The organism is Paraburkholderia sp. UCT31 (assembly GCF_014397655.1).
GTDB classification, from domain to species: Bacteria; Pseudomonadota; Gammaproteobacteria; order Burkholderiales; family Burkholderiaceae; genus Paraburkholderia; species Paraburkholderia tuberum.
In genome coordinates, this window is the sequence record NZ_VZQP01000077.1 from 1 (window position 1) to 18,161 (window position 18,161).

General features: G+C 64.4%; 12 protein-coding genes. 4 read left to right on the forward strand and 8 right to left on the reverse strand.

The annotated features are described in order from the left end of the window. The 4 genes from F6X40_RS37320 to F6X40_RS37335 form a co-directional block, all read right to left on the reverse strand. The coding region (locus F6X40_RS37320) for an efflux transporter outer membrane subunit (RefSeq protein WP_187631319.1) at positions 1 to 1,544 on the reverse strand (1,544 nt) is incomplete at its 3' end. Positions 1,545 to 1,557: 13 nt separating this feature from the next. Next, positions 1,558 to 4,743: an efflux RND transporter permease subunit gene (locus F6X40_RS37325; RefSeq protein ID WP_187631320.1), complete on the reverse strand. Its 3,186-nt coding sequence runs from the start codon at positions 4,741 to 4,743 to the stop codon at positions 1,558 to 1,560. 43 nt (positions 4,744 to 4,786) lie between these two features. Further along, positions 4,787 to 6,007: an efflux RND transporter periplasmic adaptor subunit gene (locus F6X40_RS37330; RefSeq protein ID WP_184025310.1), complete on the reverse strand. Its 1,221-nt coding sequence runs from the start codon at positions 6,005 to 6,007 to the stop codon at positions 4,787 to 4,789. 34 nt (positions 6,008 to 6,041) lie between these two features. Further along, positions 6,042 to 6,908 carry an alpha/beta hydrolase gene (locus F6X40_RS37335; RefSeq protein WP_187631321.1) on the reverse strand — a complete coding sequence of 289 codons (867 nt, stop codon included), beginning with the start codon at positions 6,906 to 6,908 and terminating at the stop codon, positions 6,042 to 6,044. Positions 6,909 to 7,083: 175 nt separating this feature from the next. Here F6X40_RS37335 and F6X40_RS37340 point away from each other — a divergent pair, with 175 nt between their 5' ends. The 4 genes from F6X40_RS37340 to F6X40_RS37350 all read left to right on the forward strand — a co-directional run bounded on the left by F6X40_RS37340 (position 7,084) and on the right by F6X40_RS37350 (position 9,918). Then, the gene (locus F6X40_RS37340; RefSeq protein WP_018423444.1) at positions 7,084 to 8,088 is read left to right on the forward strand and encodes a LysR family transcriptional regulator; all 1,005 of its coding nucleotides are present in this window, start codon (positions 7,084 to 7,086) and stop codon (positions 8,086 to 8,088) included. 211 nt (positions 8,089 to 8,299) lie between these two features. After that, positions 8,300 to 8,605, forward strand: coding sequence for a DUF4148 domain-containing protein (locus F6X40_RS37345; RefSeq protein ID WP_184063044.1), 306 nt, complete (start codon positions 8,300 to 8,302; stop codon positions 8,603 to 8,605). Positions 8,606 to 8,619: 14 nt separating this feature from the next. Continuing rightward, complete coding sequence (locus F6X40_RS41945; protein ID WP_222946272.1) at positions 8,620 to 8,757, forward strand: hypothetical protein; 138 nt, start codon at positions 8,620 to 8,622, stop codon at positions 8,755 to 8,757. A 180-nt stretch (positions 8,758 to 8,937) separates the two neighbouring features. Further along, positions 8,938 to 9,918, forward strand: a complete 981-nt coding sequence (locus tag F6X40_RS37350; RefSeq protein ID WP_187631322.1) for an aldo/keto reductase — start codon at positions 8,938 to 8,940, stop codon at positions 9,916 to 9,918. A 139-nt stretch (positions 9,919 to 10,057) separates the two neighbouring features. Here F6X40_RS37350 and F6X40_RS37355 read toward each other — a convergent pair whose 3' ends face one another. The 4 genes from F6X40_RS37355 to F6X40_RS37370 form a co-directional block, all read right to left on the reverse strand. After that, complete coding sequence (locus tag F6X40_RS37355) at positions 10,058 to 10,963, reverse strand: cation diffusion facilitator family transporter (RefSeq protein ID WP_187631335.1); 906 nt, start codon at positions 10,961 to 10,963, stop codon at positions 10,058 to 10,060. Positions 10,964 to 11,135: 172 nt separating this feature from the next. Beyond that, entirely contained in the window at positions 11,136 to 15,974 is a 4,839-nt protein-coding gene (locus F6X40_RS37360) for an NAD-glutamate dehydrogenase (protein WP_187631323.1), read from the reverse strand. A 185-nt stretch (positions 15,975 to 16,159) separates the two neighbouring features. Further along, on the reverse strand, positions 16,160 to 17,020 hold the full coding sequence (locus F6X40_RS37365; protein ID WP_187631324.1) for an alpha/beta fold hydrolase: 861 nt from the start codon (positions 17,018 to 17,020) through the stop codon (positions 16,160 to 16,162). Next, positions 17,017 to 18,051, reverse strand: a complete 1,035-nt coding sequence (locus F6X40_RS37370) for a M14 family zinc carboxypeptidase (RefSeq protein WP_187631325.1) — start codon at positions 18,049 to 18,051, stop codon at positions 17,017 to 17,019. Before F6X40_RS37370 ends, F6X40_RS37365 begins: the two co-directional genes overlap by 4 nt. Positions 18,052 to 18,161: the final 110 nt, after the last annotated feature.

Genomic DNA, 18,161 nt, shown 5'->3' on the forward strand with positions numbered 1-18,161 from the left:
GCCGTATCCCCCGCCGTCACATCGCCCCAACCGCCACCGAGCGCGCGAATCAGATTCACGGTCGCGACCGCCTGCGTGCCCGCCAGATGGCTCGCCTGCAATTGCGACTGCAGCACCTGCCGCTCGCCATCGATCACGTCGAGATAGCTGACCGCGCCCTCCGTGTACTGCGTGCGCGACAGATGCGCGGCGCGCTGCGACGCATCGACCGCGTCGTTCTGCTCGCGCATCTGATCGTCGAGCAAGCGCAGATCGGCAAGATTGTCCTCGACTTCACGGAACGCCACGAGCACCTGCTGGCGATATTGCGCGACGTCCTCGTCGTACTTCGAACGGGCCTGCGCGAGATTGGCCTTGCGGCGGCCGCCGTCGAAGATCGGCACCGTCAGCGCGGTACCCGCGAACGGACCGAGGATGAACGCGCGGCTCGACCACATGAACAGATCGCCGAGCGTCGCCGATTCAAAGCCGAACGCGCCCGTGATGTCGAGCTTCGGGAAAAACGCCGACTTCGCGAGCCCGACGCGCGCATTCGCTGCCTGCATCGCGCGTTCGGCTGCCGCGATGTCCGGCCTGCGTTCGAGCAGCGCCGACGGCAAACCCGGCGGCACGCGCACCGCCACCGGCGCGAGCGGTTGTTCCGCGAACGAGAAATCGGCGGGCGGCTTGCCGAGCAGAATCGCGAGGCTATGCTCCGAGGCCGCCCGTTGCCGCGCGACGCCGACCGCATCGGCACGCGCGCTCGCGAGCTCGTTACGCGAGCGCGACAGATCCAGCTCGCTGATATCGCCTTCCTTGAAGCGCCGCTCGACGAGCTTCAGCGTGTCCTCGCGCAACGCGACGGTGCGGCGATACAGATCCTGGTCGGTGTCGAGCTCGCGCAACTGGAAGTAGTTCTGCGCGACATCGGCCTGCAACGACAGCTGCACCGAGCGAAACAGCGCTTCGCTCTGCTGCTCGTCCGAGCGCGACGCGTTCACGTTCGAGCTGACCCGCCCGAACAGATCCGCTTCATACGACGCGCCGACCTGCGCGCGCCAGATCGTGCCGGTCGTGCCGCCCGCGCTGTCCGGCAGGAATTGCGACGCCGCCGACGCACGCTCGCGGGTCGGGCCGAAGCCCGCGTCGAGCTTCGGGAACCAGTCGGACTTCGCCGCCTGCGTGACCGCGCGCGCCTGCTGCACGCGCGCGGCTGCGGCCTTCAGGTCCTGGTTCGCGGCGGCGGCCTGCTCTTCGAGCGCGTCGAGCTGCGGGTCGCCGAACACCTTCCACCATTCGCCACGCAGGGCGTCGTCGGCGGGCTGGGCCGGCTTCCACGTGCCGGTGTTTTGCGCCGACGCGGCCGAACCAGCCGCCACGCCCGACGCCGCCGCAGCCGACGTCGCCATCGCCGGCGCTTCCTTGAACGCCGCCGGCGTATCGACGTCGGGCCGCTTGTACGTCGGCTCGACCGAACAAGCGGCCAGCAGGGCGATCAGCAAACCGCTCGCGGCCGCGCGGCCCCATCCGCGCAAAGAGTCAAAGCGAGATTCAAAGCGTTTCATTGTTGTTTTCTCCTCAGGCGTCCGTAACGGGCGCGCCGTAGCGCGGCGCATCCTTCTGCGCGACGTGAATCGTCCCGCCCGCGAGCGAACGCAGCACCACATAGAACACCGGCGTCAGCATCAGGCCGAACAGCGTGACGCCGAGCATGCCGAAGAACACCGCGACGCCCATCGCGTGACGCATCTCCGAGCCCGCGCCGCTCGACAACACCAGCGGCACCACGCCCATGATGAAGGCGATCGACGTCATCAGAATCGGCCGCAGACGCAGACGGCTCGCTTCGATCGCGGCCTGCAGCGGACTGCGTCCGTCGTGTTCGAGCTCACGCGCAAACTCGACGATCAGGATCGCGTTCTTCGCGGACAAGCCCACCAGTACCATCAAACCGATCTGCGTGAAGATGTTGTTGTCGCCGCCGGTGAGCCACACGCCGGTCAGCGCGGACAGCACGCTCATCGGCACGATCAGGATCACGGCGAGCGGCAGCGTCAGGCTTTCGTACAGCGCGGCGAGCACGAGGAACACGAGCAGCACGCTGATCGGGAACACCCACATGCCCGCATTGCCGGCGAGGATCTGCTGATACGTGAGATCGGTCCACTCGAGCTTCACGCCGCGCGGCAGCACCTCGGCGGCCACGCGTTCGGCCGCGGCCTGCGCCTGTCCCGACGAAAAGCCGGGCGCTGGGCCGCCGTTGATGTCGGCCGCCGTGTAGCCGTTGTAGCGCACCACCATCTCCGGTCCGTAGGTCGGCGTCACCGTGACGAGCGACGACAACGGCACCATCTCGCCCGCCGCGTTGCGCGTCTTCAGTTGCAGGATGTCGTCGGCGCGTTGACGGAACGGCGCATCCGCCTGCACGCGCACCTGATACACGCGACCGAAGCGGTTGAAGTCGTTCACGTACAGAGAGCCCAGATAGATCTGCATCGTGTCGAACACGTCCGTGACCGGCACGCCGAGCTGCTTCGCCTTCACGCGATCGAGATCGACGTTCAGCTGCGGCACGTTGATCTGATAGCTGGAGAAGGTCGGCCCAAGTTCGGGCATTTGCGCCGCGCGCTTCACGAATGCTTCGGCAGCCTTGTTGAGTTCCGCGTAACCGAGCGCGCCGTGATCTTCGAGCTGCATCTTGAAGCCGCCGAGTGTGCCGAGCCCGAGCACCGGCGGCGGCGGGAACACCGCGACGAACGAGTCCTTGATCGCGCCGTACTGCTGGTTCAGCGCACCGGCAATCGCGCCTGCCGAGAGCTTCCTGTTGCCGCGCTCCTTGAACGGCTTCAGCGTGACGAACACGATGCCCGCGCTCGAACTATTCGTGAAGCCATTCACCGACAGACCAGGGAAGGCCACCGCGCTTTCGACGCCCGGCTGCTTCAGCGCGATCGCGCTCATATCGCGGATCACCTTCTCCGTGCGATCGAGCGAGGCACCGTTCGGCAACTGCGCGAACGCGATCAGATACTCCTTGTCCTGCGCGGGCACGAAGCCGCCCGGCACGACCCGCGCCACCAATACGGTTGCACCGACGAGGATCGCGTACACCGCGAGCATCGCGCCCTTGCGGCTCAGCACGCCGGTCACGCCGCGGCCATACGCTTCCGAACCGCGATGAAAGACCTTGTTGAAACGCTTGAAGAAGCCGCCGAGCACACGATTCATCACACGCGTCAGCCAGTCTTCCTTCTCGCCGTGGCTGCGCAGCAGCAGCGCGGACAACGCCGGCGACAGGGTCAGCGAATTGAACGCCGAGATCACCGTCGAGATCGCGATGGTCATCGCGAACTGCTTGTAGAACTGGCCCGTGAGACCCGTCATGAACGCGAGCGGCACGAACACGGCGACGAGCGTCAGCGCAATCGCGATGATCGGCCCGCTCACTTCGCGCATCGCCTTGTAGGTCGCATCGCGCGCACTGAGCCCGCTCTCGATGTTGCGCTCGACGTTCTCCACCACGACGATCGCATCGTCGACCACGATGCCGATCGCGAGCACCATGCCGAACAGCGACAACGCGTTGATCGAGAAGCCGAACGCAAGCAGCAGCGAGAACGTACCGACGATCGACACCGGCACCGCGATCAACGGAATGATCGACGCGCGCCACGTCTGCAGGAACACGATCACGACGATCACGACCAGCGCGATCGCTTCGAGCAGCGTATGGATCACCGCCTCGATACTCGAACGCACGAACTGCGTCGGGTCGTAGACGATCCGGTATTCGACGCCGGCCGGCATGTCTTCGGCGAGTTCCTTCATCGCCGCGCGCACCTGCTCTGAAATCGCGAGCGAGTTCGCACCCGGCGCCTGATTGATCGCGAGCGCAACCGCGGGCTTGTTGTCGAGCAGCGAACGCAGGCCATATTCCGACGCCGCGAGCTCGATCCGGGCAATATCGCGCAGATAGGTCACGCCGCCGTCGGGCGTGGTCTTCACGATGATGTCGCCGAATTCGCCCTCGGTCTTCAAACGGCCGCGCGCATTCACCGACAACTGCAACTGCGTTCCCGGCACCGACGGCGACGCACCGATCACACCGGCCGCGACCTGGATGTTCTGCTCGCGGATCGCGTTGACGACTTCGGTCGCCGTGAGACCGCGCTGCGCGACTTTCTGCGGATCGAGCCAGATACGCATTGCGTAATCGCCCGAGCCCCACAGCTGCACTTCGCCGACGCCCTGAATCCGCGCGAGCCGATCCTTCACGTTGAGCAGCGCGTAATTGCGCAGATACGTCATGTCGTAGCGATCGTTCGGCGAGATCAGGTGCACGACCATCGTCAGCGTCGGCGAACTCTTGATCGTCGTCACGCCGAGCCGCTGCACGTCATCCGGCAGACGCGGCAGCGCCTGATTGACGCGGTTCTGCACGAGCTGCGTCGCGAGGTCGGGATTGGTGCCGAGCTTGAACGTGACCGTCAGCGTCAGATTGCCGTCGCTATTGGCCTGCGACTGCATGTACAACATGTTCTCGACACCATTGATCTGCTCTTCGAGCGGCGCGGCGACCGCTTCGGCGATCACCTTCGGATTCGCGCCCGGATACTGCGCGTGCACCACCACCGAAGGCGGCACCACTTCCGGATACTCGGAAATGGGCAGCTTGAACAGCGAGATGATGCCCCCGAGCAGGATCAATACCGATAGCACGCCTGCGAAGATCGGGCGATCGATGAAGAATTTGGATATGTTCATTGGAAGCTCTTAACGTTGGAGCATGCGCGTTGGAGCATGCGGCTCACGAATTGCCTTTCGCGCCGGCCTCGGCCTTGGCACGCGACTGCGCGAGCGCTGCGCTGTTCGGGTCGTCGTCGGTCGTCATCGGCACCATGTGCGCTCGGACCGTATCGCCGGGACGCACGCGCTGAACGCCGTTGACGACGATCCGATCGCCCGGCTTCAGGCCGTCCTTGACGACGCGCAGATTGCCTTGCATCGAACCCGTCGTGATCCCGCGATAAACGACGTGGTTGCCCTGATCGACGACCAGCACGAACTTCTTGTCCTGGTCGGTGCCGACCGCGGCATCGTCGATCAACAGCGCCGGATGCGGTGCGCTGCCCCCGACCTTGATGCGCGCGTAGAGGCCCGGAATCAGCGCGCCGTCCGCGTTGTCGAACTTCGCGCGCACGCGGATCGTGCCCGACGACGTGTCGAGCCGGTTGTCGACCGACTCGATCGTGCCGCTGCGCGAGTAGCCGGATTCATCGGCGAGACCGAGTTCGACCGGCACCTTGCTGCCGTCCTTCGCGCGGCTCAGGTATTGCAGGTAGGTCTGCTCGTCCGCGTCGAACGACGCGTAGATCGGCGACACCGACACGAGCGTCGTCAGCGGCACCGAACTCGCGCCCGCCGCCACCACGTTGCCGACCGTGATCTCCGCGCGCGACACGCGGCCCGACACCGGCGCGACGATCTTCGTGTAGCCGAGATTGATGCGCGCGGTTTCCAGCGCGGCTTGCGCGGCCTTCAGGTTCGCGCTCGCCTCGCGCGCGGCGTTCTGCTTCTCGTCGTAGTCGCGTTTGGCGATCGCGTTGTCGACGATCAGCCGTTGCGCGCGTTCCCAGTCGCTTTGCGTGTAGCCGGTGCGTGCCTGCGCGGCCGCGAGCTGAGCTTGCGCGCGATCGACTTCGGCCGCGTACGGACGCGGATCGATCACGAACAGCGTGTCGCCCTGCTTCACGAGCGCGCCGTCCTTGAAGTTGACTGACACGATCGTGCCCGGCACCTGCGAACGCACGTCCACTTTCTGCACGGCTTCGAGACGGCCCGAATAGGACTGCCAGTCGGTGATCGTCTTCTGCACGACAGTCGCCACGTCCACTTCCGGCACGATGGTGGGTGCGGCCGGCGAGCTCGCATCGACACGAATCGCGCCGAACGTGCCAAGCCCGGCAAGAACGACGACGACCACGGCGGCTAATGCCACGCGGCGGCGGGAAAGAGGAAGGATAGTCATGTGTAGCTCCCGGTATCGTTGATTGAATTTCTGTTTATCGATGAGCGCGCGCGTCGAAGCGCCACTGGAAAAAGCGCACCGCTTCCTGCAAAGCGGGCGGATGATCGGCGAGCGCTGCGTGCGACACGCTCGGAAAGCGCACCACCTGGGTCTGCACGCCCGCGTCGATCAGATTGCTTGCATACTTCTCGGCCTCGACGTGCAGCACGTCGTTCTGCGCGGTCGCGATCAGCGTGGCCGGCAAGCCGGCGAGCCGCGACGATTCGAGCGGCGCCGCATACGGATGCATGCGCTGAGACGCTTGCGGCAGATACGCGCGATAACACGCGGCGCACTCGCGCGCGGTGATATCCGAACCGAGCCGCTGCTCGTCGCCGAGCCGCGTCAGGCTCGGATCCAGCATCGGGCCGAACAGCGCCTGCGCGCTGATCGGCACGTCGCCACGATCGCGCGCGATGAACGCGAGACAATTGGCGAGTTGGCCGCCCGCGTCATGGCCCGCCACACCGATCTTTCTGCTATTGCCACCAAACGCCCGCGCTCGCGTCTGCACCCACAGCGCCGCGCGATGCGCGTCTTCCGGCGCGGCCGGAAACGGAAACCGCGGCGCGAGCGAATAGCCGACCGACACCACGAGCGCCGGTAAGTGTTTTGCGAAATACCGCGCGGCGAAATCCGCGCACTCGATCGAACCCTTCGTAAAACCGCCGCCGTGAAAATAAAGCAGCACCGGCAATGCGGTTTTTTTCGTCAGCCGATACAGGCGCAACGTAATGGGTTGAGCGTACCCATCGATATCCACGTCGGTGACTTCAAGTGTCGGGGCATTGGCCTCAGCGCCAGTGTCTTCGGCGGAAACGCCGGTGGAAAGAGGCGGGTACGGCGATTTGAATGCATCCATGTCGAGCCGCGCAAATGCGCATAGAACTTCAATGGTCCGAATTGTGGGTTCGGCAGACTCGCAAATAAATGCCTATAATCCGGCAACACAATTCGGTGCCTTTGAACAATCCCGATGTGATTGTTTTCGCGGACTCCATTCCCGCCTGTGCACCTGCCCCTTCTGGAGGTTTGCAATGGACCGGCTTCAGGCCATGCAAGTGTTCACGCGCGTCGTCGACACCAACAGCTTTACCCGCGCAGCGGAAACGCTCGACCTGCCGCGCGCATCGGTTACTACGATTATTCAGAACCTCGAAGCGTTTCTCGGCACGCGGCTGATGCACCGGACCACCCGTCGTCTGTCGCTGACGCCCGATGGCGCCGCGTACTACGAGCGCTGCGTGCGCATCCTCGCGGATGTCGAAGAGACCGAGGCGAGTTTCCAGAGCGGCAACAAGAAGCCGCACGGCAAGCTACGCATCGACATGCCGGGTTCGATTGGCCGTCTGCTCGTCATTCCGTCGCTGTGCGAATTCCACACGCGCTATCCGGACATCGATCTGCAACTGGGCCTGACCGACCGGCCCGTCGATCTGCTGCAAGAAGGTGTCGATTGCGTGGTGCGTGTCGGCGCGTTGCAGGATTCGTCGCTGGTCGCGCGCCGCATCGGTCTGTTCGAGGGCGTGACCTGCGCGTCGCCCGACTACATCAAGCGAGCGGGCGTGCCCGCTTCGCTCGAAGATCTCGACAATCACAAAGCCGTCAACTACTTCTCGAGCCGCACGGGACGCACGCTCGACTGGGCGTTCCTGGTGAACGGCAACGAAGTGGAAGTGAAGATGAAAAGCATCGTGTCGGTCAACGACGCGGATGCCTACGTGACCTGCGGACTCGAAGGCTTCGGCCTGATTCAGCCGGCGCGCTTCATGGTGCTACCGCATCTGGGCTCGGGTCAGCTCGTCGAAGTACTGCCGGACTTGAAACCCTTGCCGATGCCGATTTCGGCAGTCTATCCGCACAGTCGTCATCTGTCGCCGAAAGTCCGCGTTTTCGTAGACTGGATCGCGGAGCTGTTCGATCGTTGCCCATTGCTGAGCGGACGCGGCACTCTCGACGCCACCTGCACGAAGCGCACATTCGAGCAGCGCGAGTCCGCGCCGGCACTCGACACGCCGGTGATGACCGAATGGGTCGCATGAAGTACGGGAAGTGAAACAGTGAATTCCAGCCGCGGCGCCAATGCCGCGGTAACCGTGCAATCGCACGGCCCCGGTGAAGCCTCGCTCGCGATTGTTCCTGAATCGCGACAATTCATTTCGAAAAACCGCGATTTATCCACACCGCGTCGACGTCTACATTTCACCCTGCCGCAGCGCCATCGCGCTGCCAATGAATCGACAGGAGTGAATCATGAAACGCAATCTGTTGGCGGGCCTCGCTCTGTCGCTGCTCGTCAGCGTTCCGGCATTTGCGCAAGGCGGCGGCGGTATCGGCCGCGCGGGAACGTATGACACGCAACCGGCGCCGACCGCGAGCGCGAAGACACGCGTTGAGGTCAAGGCCGAACTGGTCGCCGCGTATCGCGACGGCTCGCTGCCCTCACTGAATCGCACCTCGTATCCGGACAAAGGCCTGATCGGCCAGACGCAAGCCGCGCGCATCGCGTTGCAGGAAGGAACGAACGGCGAAGTGACGCGCATTGCGAAGGGCCAGTAACGAGTTAGAAGAAGTTGATTCAGAACCCGGCGCGCTTGCGGCGCAAAACTGCGCGCCTCTTCATCAAGGAGCACATCATGACACCATCGGAACTCGACAACTGGAATACCGACACGCCCGTGTGGACACCGTATCGCCCGATACAGCATTGAGCGTTGGCTGTCGTTCACGGCACTCTGCGTCATGCGCCCGCGAAGTGGCTTCGCGGGCGCATTCGCATTGAAGCGATCGAAAGCGGTGCGGCCCGTGACGACGCGCTTGCCGTCGTTTCCCTATAATCGACTATCCTTCCCTCGCAGCGAGTTTGTGCGCTTCACTATAGGAGCAACACGATGGATTATGTGAAACTCGGCCGCACCGGCCTCGATGTATCGCGTCTCTGTCTCGGCTGTATGAGTTATGGCGTACCCTCGCGCGGCACGCACCCCTGGTCGCTCGACGACGAAGCCGCGCGGCCCTTCATCAAGCAGGCGCTCGATCACGGCATCAACTTCTTCGACACGGCCAACGTCTATTCGGACGGCACCAGCGAGGAAATCGTCGGCCGTGCGCTGAAGGACTTTGCGAAGCGCGATGAGATCGTGCTCGCCACCAAGGTCAATAGCCGCATGCATCCGGGCCCGAACGGCGCCGGGCTGTCGCGCAAGGCGATCATGGCGGAGATCGATAACAGCCTGCGGCGGCTCGGTACCGACTATGTCGACCTGTATCAGATCCATCGCTGGGACTACGGCACGCCAATCGAAGAAACGATGGAAGCGCTGCACGATGTCGTGAAAGCCGGCAAGGCGCGCTATCTCGGCGCGTCGTCGATGTACGCATGGCAGTTTGCCAAGGCGCTGCAGGTGGCCGAGCGCAATGGCTGGACGCGCTTCGTGACGATGCAGAACTACGTGAATCTGCTGTACCGCGAGGAAGAGCGCGAAATGCTGCCGCTGTGCGAAAGCGAAGGCATCGGCGTGATTCCGTGGAGTCCGCTTGCCCGCGGACGCTTGACGCGCGACTGGGACACCGAAAGCGCGCGCTCGGAAACCGATGAATTCGGCCGCACGCTGTACGCGCACACGCAGGAAGCAGATCGGCGTATCGTCGAGCGGGTCGGCGAGATCGCGAAAGAGCGCGGCGTGCCGCGCGCGCAGGTTGCGCTAGCGTGGGTGCTGCAGAAGAAGCCGATTACCGCGCCGATTGTCGGTGCTACCAAACTGCATCATCTCGACGATGCGGTTGCGGCGCTCTCGTTGAAGCTCAGTGACGACGAAGTTCGCCGGCTCGAAGAACTGTACGTGCCGCATGCGGTGGCGGGGTTCAAATAAACGCTGTGAAGCGTACTGGCATCCAGTCGGGACGGGCGGAATCACCCGCGATTGCAGCGCGCGTCGCTTCGCCTCCTCTCGCCTCCTCTCGTCCGCGGGGTTCATGGACCCGATTCATGCCCGAGTGGAGAAGTCTTCTTTAATTGCGCGGCACATCCGGTTCGAAGAACACCCAGCGCACCTGAGGAAACGTCGCCTGCAGATCGGCCTCGATGACGTTGATCGCATCGACCATCGCGCGGCCGCTCGCGTAGTCGATCATTTCCGCCTGCACCGCCACCACCACGTGACGCCCCCACTGCAGCGTGATCATGTTGATGATGCCGCGAATCTCGGGACGCGCGCGCAGATGCGCGTCGATGGCGCTGCGCACTTCCGGGCTCGCCGATTCGCCGACGAGCATCGACTTCACTTCACGCGCGACGAGCCACGCGATCGTCATCAGCAGAAAACCGATCCCCACCGAGCCGAGCGCGTCATACACGGGGCTGCCGGTCACCATCGTCGATAGCACCGCGACGAAGGCGATCGCGAGACCGAATAGCGCGGCGATATCTTCGCCGGCCACGACCAGCAGATCCGATTCGCGCGTCTCGCGAAACCAGTGCCACAGATTTTTATCCGGATGCGTCTTGCGAATCTCCTTGACCGCGCCCCACAACGATAGCGATTCGAGCACCACCGACACACCGAGCACCGCCAACGCGACGAACGCATATTGCAACGGCTCGCGCGCAATCAGTCGATGCACGCCCTCATACACCGAAAACGCACCGCCGACGAAAAACAGCAGCAACGCAACCAGCAGCGAATAGAAGTTGATTTCGCGGCCGCTGCCCATCGGATGCAAAGGGCTCACCGGCTTGCGCGCTTCGCGCAGTCCGAATAGCAGCAGCAGTTGATTGCCGCAGTCGGCGGTGGAGTGAATCGCTTCGGCGAACATCGATCCGGAGCCGGTGAACGCCGCCGCGGCGAACTTGCAGACGGCGATGCCGAGGTTGGCGGCGAGTGCGTAGAAAATGGCTTTCGGCGATTCTTCTTTCATCTGCTGGCGGGGGTCGGTGAGCGGGCTGGGTATTGTTGGGTATTGCACGAGCGAAGTGATCGGCAAGTACTCGATATTATGGATGACAACGACACACCCGGTCGCAGGAATCGGACCTGATGTGCCGTCGTGCCGCCAGTTCCCCAGGCGTCCTTTGCACCATTCGTGCGGCTCACGCCCTCTCTAGCGCCGCCATCTCCCGTACGACAACCAGCAGCACCGAAAGACTCGCGCCGCCCGTTGCGCGCAGGTCGGTCAGCAGACGCGTATAACGCTCGAGCTGCGCCGCGCGTTTGTCGCGCCACGCTTGCACCAGCGAGTCGGGCGTCGATGCATCGGTCGCGCCGGCCAATGCGCTCGTGGTCAGCGCGCGCTTGAGCCGCGCGAGTTCGGCGAGCGCCGATGCGCGCGCGAGCATGTCCCAATGCGTCGGCGCCGGCAACGAGGCGGCGCGCTCGCTGATCCAGCTGTAATTCAGCAGCGTGCCGAGCGCGAAGTAGACGCCCGCGACCTGTTCGAGATTGCGCCCGCACGTCGACGCGACTTCGGCGATATCGAGCAGAGCGGCCGACACCTCGCCGCTCGCGATCCGCACCGCGAGATCGCTATCGACACCCGCATCGACGAACACCCGTTGCCGCTCCGACAACGCTTCGAGGTCCGCGCCAGGCAACAGCGCCGGCCATTGTGGCGCGAGACGCTGCGCGGCGTCGCGACAGCGCGCGAGCAGGCCGGTCACGTCGTCGCCGGCCGCGCCCGTTTGCAGATGCCGCAGGAACCACAGCGCCGAACGTTCGACGAGCCGCGCGACCTCCGCGAACATGCGTGCCTGCACGTCGTCGGGAACGCGGTTGTCGAGCGCGTCGATGCTGCGCCAGATCTGATCGAGATCGAACACGTCGCGCGCCATGATGCACGCGCGCACGATGTCGCCGGGCTGTGCATCGGTCTCCTCCATCAGCCGATGCACGAACTCGCAGCCGACGCGATTCACGAGCGCATTGGTCAGATGCGTCGCGAGGATTTCACGGCGCAGCGGATGGCGCTGCATCGGTTCGCGGAAACGCTGCCGCAGAGGTTTCGGAAAGTACTCGATCAACATATCGCTGACGAGCGGATCTTCCGGCATCGACGATTCGAGCAGCGCGTCATAGAGCCACATCTTGCTGTACGCGAGCAGCACCGCGCGCTCGGGTGTCGTCAGTCCCTGCTTCGCGGCCGCGCGCTCGGCGATGTCCTCGTCGGTGGGCAGAAACTCGATCACGCGATTGAGCCGCCCCGCCTTCTCCAGATAGCGCATCAGGCGCGCTTCGGCATCGAGCAGCTCCACGCCAAAACGGCCCGCGATCGACAAAGCCTGGGTCTGATAGTAGTTGTCCGTCAGCACGAGCAGACCGACTTCATCGGTCATTTCGGCAAGCAACGCATTGCGCTGCTTCTCCGTCATCTCGCCGTCGGCGACGACGAGGCCCAGCAGAATCTTGATGTTGACCTCGTGATCCGAGCAATCGACACCGGCCGAATTATCGATCGCATCGGTATTGATGCGGCCGCCGCGCTGCGCGAACTCGATGCGCCCGAGTTGCGTCAAGCCGAGATTGCCCCCTTCGGCCACGACCTTGCAGCGCAGATCCGCGCCGTTCACGCGGATCGCGTCGTTCGCGCGATCGCCCGCCTGCTGATTGGTCTCGCGGCTCGCCTTCGCATAGGTGCCGATGCCGCCGTTGTAAAGCAGATCGACCGGCGCCTGCAGAATCACGCGCATCAGCTCGGCCGGCGAGAGCGCCGCCGCGCTGATCCCGAGCGCCGCCTGCACCGCCGTCGACAGCGGAATCGTCTTCGCGCTGCGCGGGAACACGCCGCCGCCGGCCGAGATCAGCGACGGATCGTAATCGGCCCAGCTCGAACGGTCGAGCATGAAGAGCCGCGCGCGCTCCGCCATGCTCGCCGCGGGATCGGGATTCGGATCGAGAAAGATATGGCGGTGATCGAACGCGGCGAGCAGCTTGATATGCGGCGACAGCAGCATGCCGTTGCCGAACACGTCGCCCGACATGTCGCCGACACCGACCACCGTGAAGTCCTCGCTCTGCGTGTCGACGCCGATTTCGCGGAAGTGCCGCTTGACCGACTCCCACGCGCCGCGCGCGGTGATACCCATCTTCTTGTGGTCATAGCCGACCGAGCCGCCCGACGCGAACGCGTCGTCGAGCCAGAAACCGTATTCCTGCGAGATCGCATTCGCGTAGTCGGAAAACGTGGCCGTGCCCTTGTCGGCGGCGACGACCAGATACGGGTCGTCGGGGTCGTGGCGCACCACGTCAGGCGGTGGCACGACGTCGGTGCTCGCCAGATTGTCGGTCACGTCGAGCAAGCCGCGCAGGAAGGTCTGATAGCACGCGACGCCTTCGCGCATCCACGCATCGCGCTCGCTCTGCGGCGGCGGATTCTTGACGACGAAGCCGCCCTTCGAGCCGACCGGCACGATCACCACGTTCTTCACCATCTGCGCCTTCATCAGGCCGAGCACTTCCGTGCGGAAATCCTCGCGCCGATCAGACCAGCGCAGGCCGCCGCGCGCGACGCGCCCGCCTCGCAGATGGACGCCCTCGACGCGCGGCGAATAGACCCAGATCTCGAACATCGGTTTCGGCTCGGGCAAGCCGGGCACCTGGGCGGGATCGAACTTGAACGACAGATACGGCTTCGGTTGGCCCAGAGCGTCATGGCGGTAGTAGTTAGTGCGCTTGGTCGCCTTGATCACGCCGAGGAACTGCCGCAGGATGCGGTCTTCGTCGAGATTAGGCACCTGGTCGAGCGCGCTGTCGATCGTCTCCAGACAAACGTTGACGCGGGCCTCGCGTACCGCGCCGAGCGCCGGATCGAAGCGCGCGATGAACAGGTCGACGAGCATGCGCGCGATTGCCGGATTGCCGGTCACCGCGCGTTCGATATACGCGTCGCTGAACGTCGAACCGACTTGCCGCAAATACTTCGCGTAAGCGCGCAGAATCGTCACCTCGCGTGCATTGAGCTGCGCGCGCAGCACGAGGCGGTTGAAGTCGTCGCTTTCGATCGTGCCGGTCCACACCTGCTCGAACGCCTGTTCGAACAGATCCTTGACCCGCTCGATGTCGAACTCGGTATCGTCCGCGAGTTCGAGGCCGAAGTCGTGGATCCACGCGGGCATCGCACCGGGCGCCTCGATCAGATGAGGCCGCTCTTCGTCGACGCGCACCCCCAGATGTTCGAGCATCGGCAAGCTGCGCGACAGTGCGATCGGCAGCCCCGTGCGATACACCTTGAAACGGAACGCGCGCGGTCCCGATTCGATCGGCCTGTACAGGTTCATCGCGAGCCGCTCGCTGCCCTGCACGCGCTCGATCAGTTCGATATCGCGCACGGCCGTGCGCGCCGGATAGTCGTCGCGATAGCCGGCCGGGAACGAATCGGCGTAGTGCTGCAGCAATCGGTTGCCCTGCTCTTCTCCGTACGCGTCGAGCAATGCGTCGGCCAGATCGTCCTGCCAGCGTCGCGCGACCTGCACGAGGCGCGCTTCGAGCTCGCGCGTGTCGACGCTCGGCATGCCGCCCGCTTTGGCATGGACGACGAAATGAATTCGCGCGAGCGTCGACTCCGACAGCAGCGGCGTGAATTCGACGTTTTCACCATTGAATGCGTCGGCGAGCAGGTTCGCGATGCGCTGCCGCAGATCGGTGTTGTACTTGTCGCGCGACACGAACACGAGGCACGATACGAAGCGATCGAAGCGATCGCGCCGCACGAACAGCCGCGTGCGCTGATGCTCCTGCAAACGCAGCACGCCGAGGGCGGTGTCGTACAGCTGGTCCTCGTCGGCCTGGAACAATTCGTCGCGCGGATAGGTCTCGAGCACCGTCACCAGCGATTTCGCCAGATGACCTTTCGGCAGGAATGCGGCGCGTCTGACGATATTTGCGCATTTGCGCCTCACGATCGGAATCTCCGCGGCCGACACGAAATAAGCGGTCGACGTATACAGGCCGATGAAGCGCCGCTCGCCCGTCACCTTGCCATCGGCGCCGCTCAGCTTGATGCCGACATAGTCGAGATAGCCGGGCCGGTGCACCGTGGCGCGCGAATTGGCCTTAGTCAGAAAGATCGGCGACGACCCGGAGATGATCTCCGCGGCCGCCGGCGGCAACGGCGTGACTTCCGCCGCGCCGCCCGGCTGCAGCGCATCGCGCAGAATGCCGAGACCGGAGCCCGCGACCGCCCGCAAACCGAAGCCGCCGTCGTGCTGCACCAGTTCGTAATCACGGTGGCCGAGGAACGTGAAATGATCGGCGACCATCCATTCGACGAACGCGCGCGCTTCGACGCCCTCGGGACCGGTTTCACGCACCTTCATATCTTGAATGGTCTGCTTCGCGCGTTCGATGATCTTCGGCCAATCCTCGACCGCCGCGCGCACGTCGCCGAGCACGCGCGCGATGTCGTCGCGCAACGCGTCGAGTTTTGCGGCATCGCCACAACGATCGACCTCGAAATGGATGCACGAGGTCAGATGCGAGCGCGTATCGCCGGCTTCTTCGGCACCTTGGCTCACGCGCGCGATGCTGCCGTCCGGCGCGCGCCAGACCCGAAATACCGGATGGACGACCGAATGCAGCGCGAGCCGATGCCGGTTGACCGACATCGAGACCGAATCGACGAGGAACGGCATGTCGTCGTTGACGATTTCGATCACCGTGTGATCGGAATGCCAGCCATGCTGTTCGAGGATCGGGTTATACACGCGCAGCCGCTGCTCGCCCGGCACGAAGCGCTGCGCGGTCTGCCAGTGGGCCAGCGCCGCGCCGTACAGATCGGCGATCGAGCGGCTTTGCAGATCGCCCGCGTCGACGAAATCGTAGTAATGCCGCAGGAAGGGTTCGACGATATTGAAGGTCGGCTCCGGCAACCGCCCCCGCGCAAATTCGACAACATCGTTCAGCAGGTGTGTGACGGCTTCTTCGTTCTTTGCTTGCATGATCGACTCCCCTGGCTGGCGGCAATGGTGAGTATCGCGTGATTCGCAGGCAACGTCTGACTTGGAATTATGCGCCTGCCGTACGCGATACGGCCGTTTCGCGCAGTCAGGTAATACCCGCTGACCGGTCGTCGAAGAATCGCCAGGCCCTAGCATCGCTGCGGCGCGGCAACGCCGTGCGCGGCTCAACGCGCGGGCTTTGCGGGCGCCGGTGCCGGCGCGGCCGCATCGCTATTCTCGGCGCGCTGGGTGAGCCACGCGCGAATCTGTGCGGCCGTCCACGCGGGATCGTCATGGGGTAGATCGTGGCCGGCCCACGGATGCTTGCGATGCGGCGCGCCCCACGCCACCGCGAGCTTCGCCGAACAGACCGGGTTGACGAGCCCATCGGCTTCCGACGACAGAATCAGCAGTGCACACTCCGGCGCGGCGGGCGCCGCGCTAAAGCACGCGGCCGCCCACAATTGCCGCAACGCATTCGCGCGGCTCACCGGCGCGCTGCGGCGAATCGCGGTCCAGGCAGCGAGATCCGCGCCCAAGGTGTGGAGGTTATTGCACGTGAGTCGATGGATGCCGCTCTCGGCATCGGCGGCATCGCTCCAATGCGCCGCGACGCCGAGCAGACCAGGCCACGCCGACGGCCGCAGCCGCTCGTGCATGCGGCTGAACGGCCGCATGCTCGTATTGATCAGCACGAGCCGTTCGATCTCGCCGGGATGACGCTGTGCCCAGTGGGTCGCGACCATGCCGCCGAGCGACATCGCGAGCACGTTGTAGGGGCCCGGCACACCCGTTTCGAGCGCCGCCTGCCGCACGAATGCGACCATGCCCGCGACGCTCGCGGGCGCGCGCCGCCGCACGTATTCACCGTTGCCAGGCAGATCGAGCAGCAGCAAACGCAAGCCGGTCGTGCTCGTTGCGGCTGGGGTTGCATCGCGCAAGCGATCGCCCGAAATTTGACCCAGGGTTTCGCGCAACGCCGCCGGCAAGCTCCCCCAATGCCGCGTTTCCCGCGTCAGTCCGCGCAACAGGATCCATGTGCTCATACGCGATCCGGCCTGTACCAGTGATCGAGCGCGCTTTGCAGCAACTGCTCGCGACGGTTGCCTTGCGGCAGCCAGCGCTGCGCCGAAAACGCCGCGCGCGCGAGGAAGTCGAACAGGTTCGCATGGCGCCGCAGCACGCGCGCGGTGCGATGCTCCATGACCGGATTGAACATGCCCTGCCGCGAAAACAACTGCCGCGGGTTTTTCTTGATCCACAGCCACGAGCCGAGTTCGAGCGTCATCGGCAGAAAGACGTTCGGCGCCGGCGTGCGGTCATACGCGTAGTCCCACAGATCGCCGTGCACCAGATACTGATGGCTTTGCGGCTCGAACGTGTAGCCGTGATGCGGATGCGCGTGTTCGAACATGCTCTTCAACACGTACATTTCGGGCAGATGCCGCATCTGCCGGCGGGTTCGGGCGTACGGAAACCAGATGCTGTCGCTCCAGCCGTAGCCGGAATGGCAATCGAGCGCGATGCTCAACGGCCGCGCGGCGAGCTGCGTCTCGACGACTTGCAGCAGCGCGGCCGCCTCGACCTCCATCGGCTCGCCCGCGCGGCCGCGATACCAGGGCAACCACGCGCCGACGCGCTGGCCGCCCGCCAGCAGCGGCACGCGCGCGTCGGCGTCTTGCGGTGCGTTGCGCATCAGGTCGACGCCGCGCGGATTCGCGCGCGTCGCTGCCCACATGCCGCCGGGATTAACAATAGGGCAGAAATATAGCCTGATGGATTGCAATTGCCGGACCAGCAATTCGTCCCATTCGAGCCGCGCGAGTAGCGCCCGCATATAGTCGAGCACGAGTTGCGAGCCGATTCGCTCGAGTCCGTGAATGCCGCCGATAAAACCAATAGCGGGCGCGAGCGAATCGGATGAACCGATGCTCGCGGTGTAGACGGAAAAGCGCCGGCCGCGCACCTCCGTCTCGCAGATGACACGGATTTCGAAGCTCGCGCTGCCCTGGTCCAGGATCGACTTGAGGTCTTCGTATTCTTCGAAGCTATCAGGTAGGAAGCTTATAGCCGGCATGGAAGGTCAATCGGAACGTTGGAGGGACGGAGTCCGGAACCCGGTGCGCCGCACCGCCCCTAATATATCCGTCTGCTGTGACAGTTGCGCAGGTCCAACGTTGGCTGATG

Coding starts and splice junctions, on each gene's coding strand:
- F6X40_RS37350 (WP_187631322.1), top strand. CDS start 8,938: ATGGATTATGTGAAACTCGGCCGCACCGGCCTCGATGTATCGCGTCTC.
- F6X40_RS37370 (WP_187631325.1), bottom strand. CDS start 18,051: ATGCCGGCTATAAGCTTCCTACCTGATAGCTTCGAAGAATACGAAGAC.
- F6X40_RS37330 (WP_184025310.1), bottom strand. CDS start 6,007: ATGACTATCCTTCCTCTTTCCCGCCGCCGCGTGGCATTAGCCGCCGTG.
- F6X40_RS37340 (WP_018423444.1), top strand. CDS start 7,084: ATGGACCGGCTTCAGGCCATGCAAGTGTTCACGCGCGTCGTCGACACC.
- F6X40_RS37365 (WP_187631324.1), bottom strand. CDS start 17,020: ATGAGCACATGGATCCTGTTGCGCGGACTGACGCGGGAAACGCGGCAT.
- F6X40_RS37325 (WP_187631320.1), bottom strand. CDS start 4,743: ATGAACATATCCAAATTCTTCATCGATCGCCCGATCTTCGCAGGCGTG.
- F6X40_RS37345 (WP_184063044.1), top strand. CDS start 8,300: ATGAAACGCAATCTGTTGGCGGGCCTCGCTCTGTCGCTGCTCGTCAGC.
- F6X40_RS37355 (WP_187631335.1), bottom strand. CDS start 10,963: ATGAAAGAAGAATCGCCGAAAGCCATTTTCTACGCACTCGCCGCCAAC.
- F6X40_RS37360 (WP_187631323.1), bottom strand. CDS start 15,974: ATGCAAGCAAAGAACGAAGAAGCCGTCACACACCTGCTGAACGATGTT.
- F6X40_RS37335 (WP_187631321.1), bottom strand. CDS start 6,908: ATGGATGCATTCAAATCGCCGTACCCGCCTCTTTCCACCGGCGTTTCC.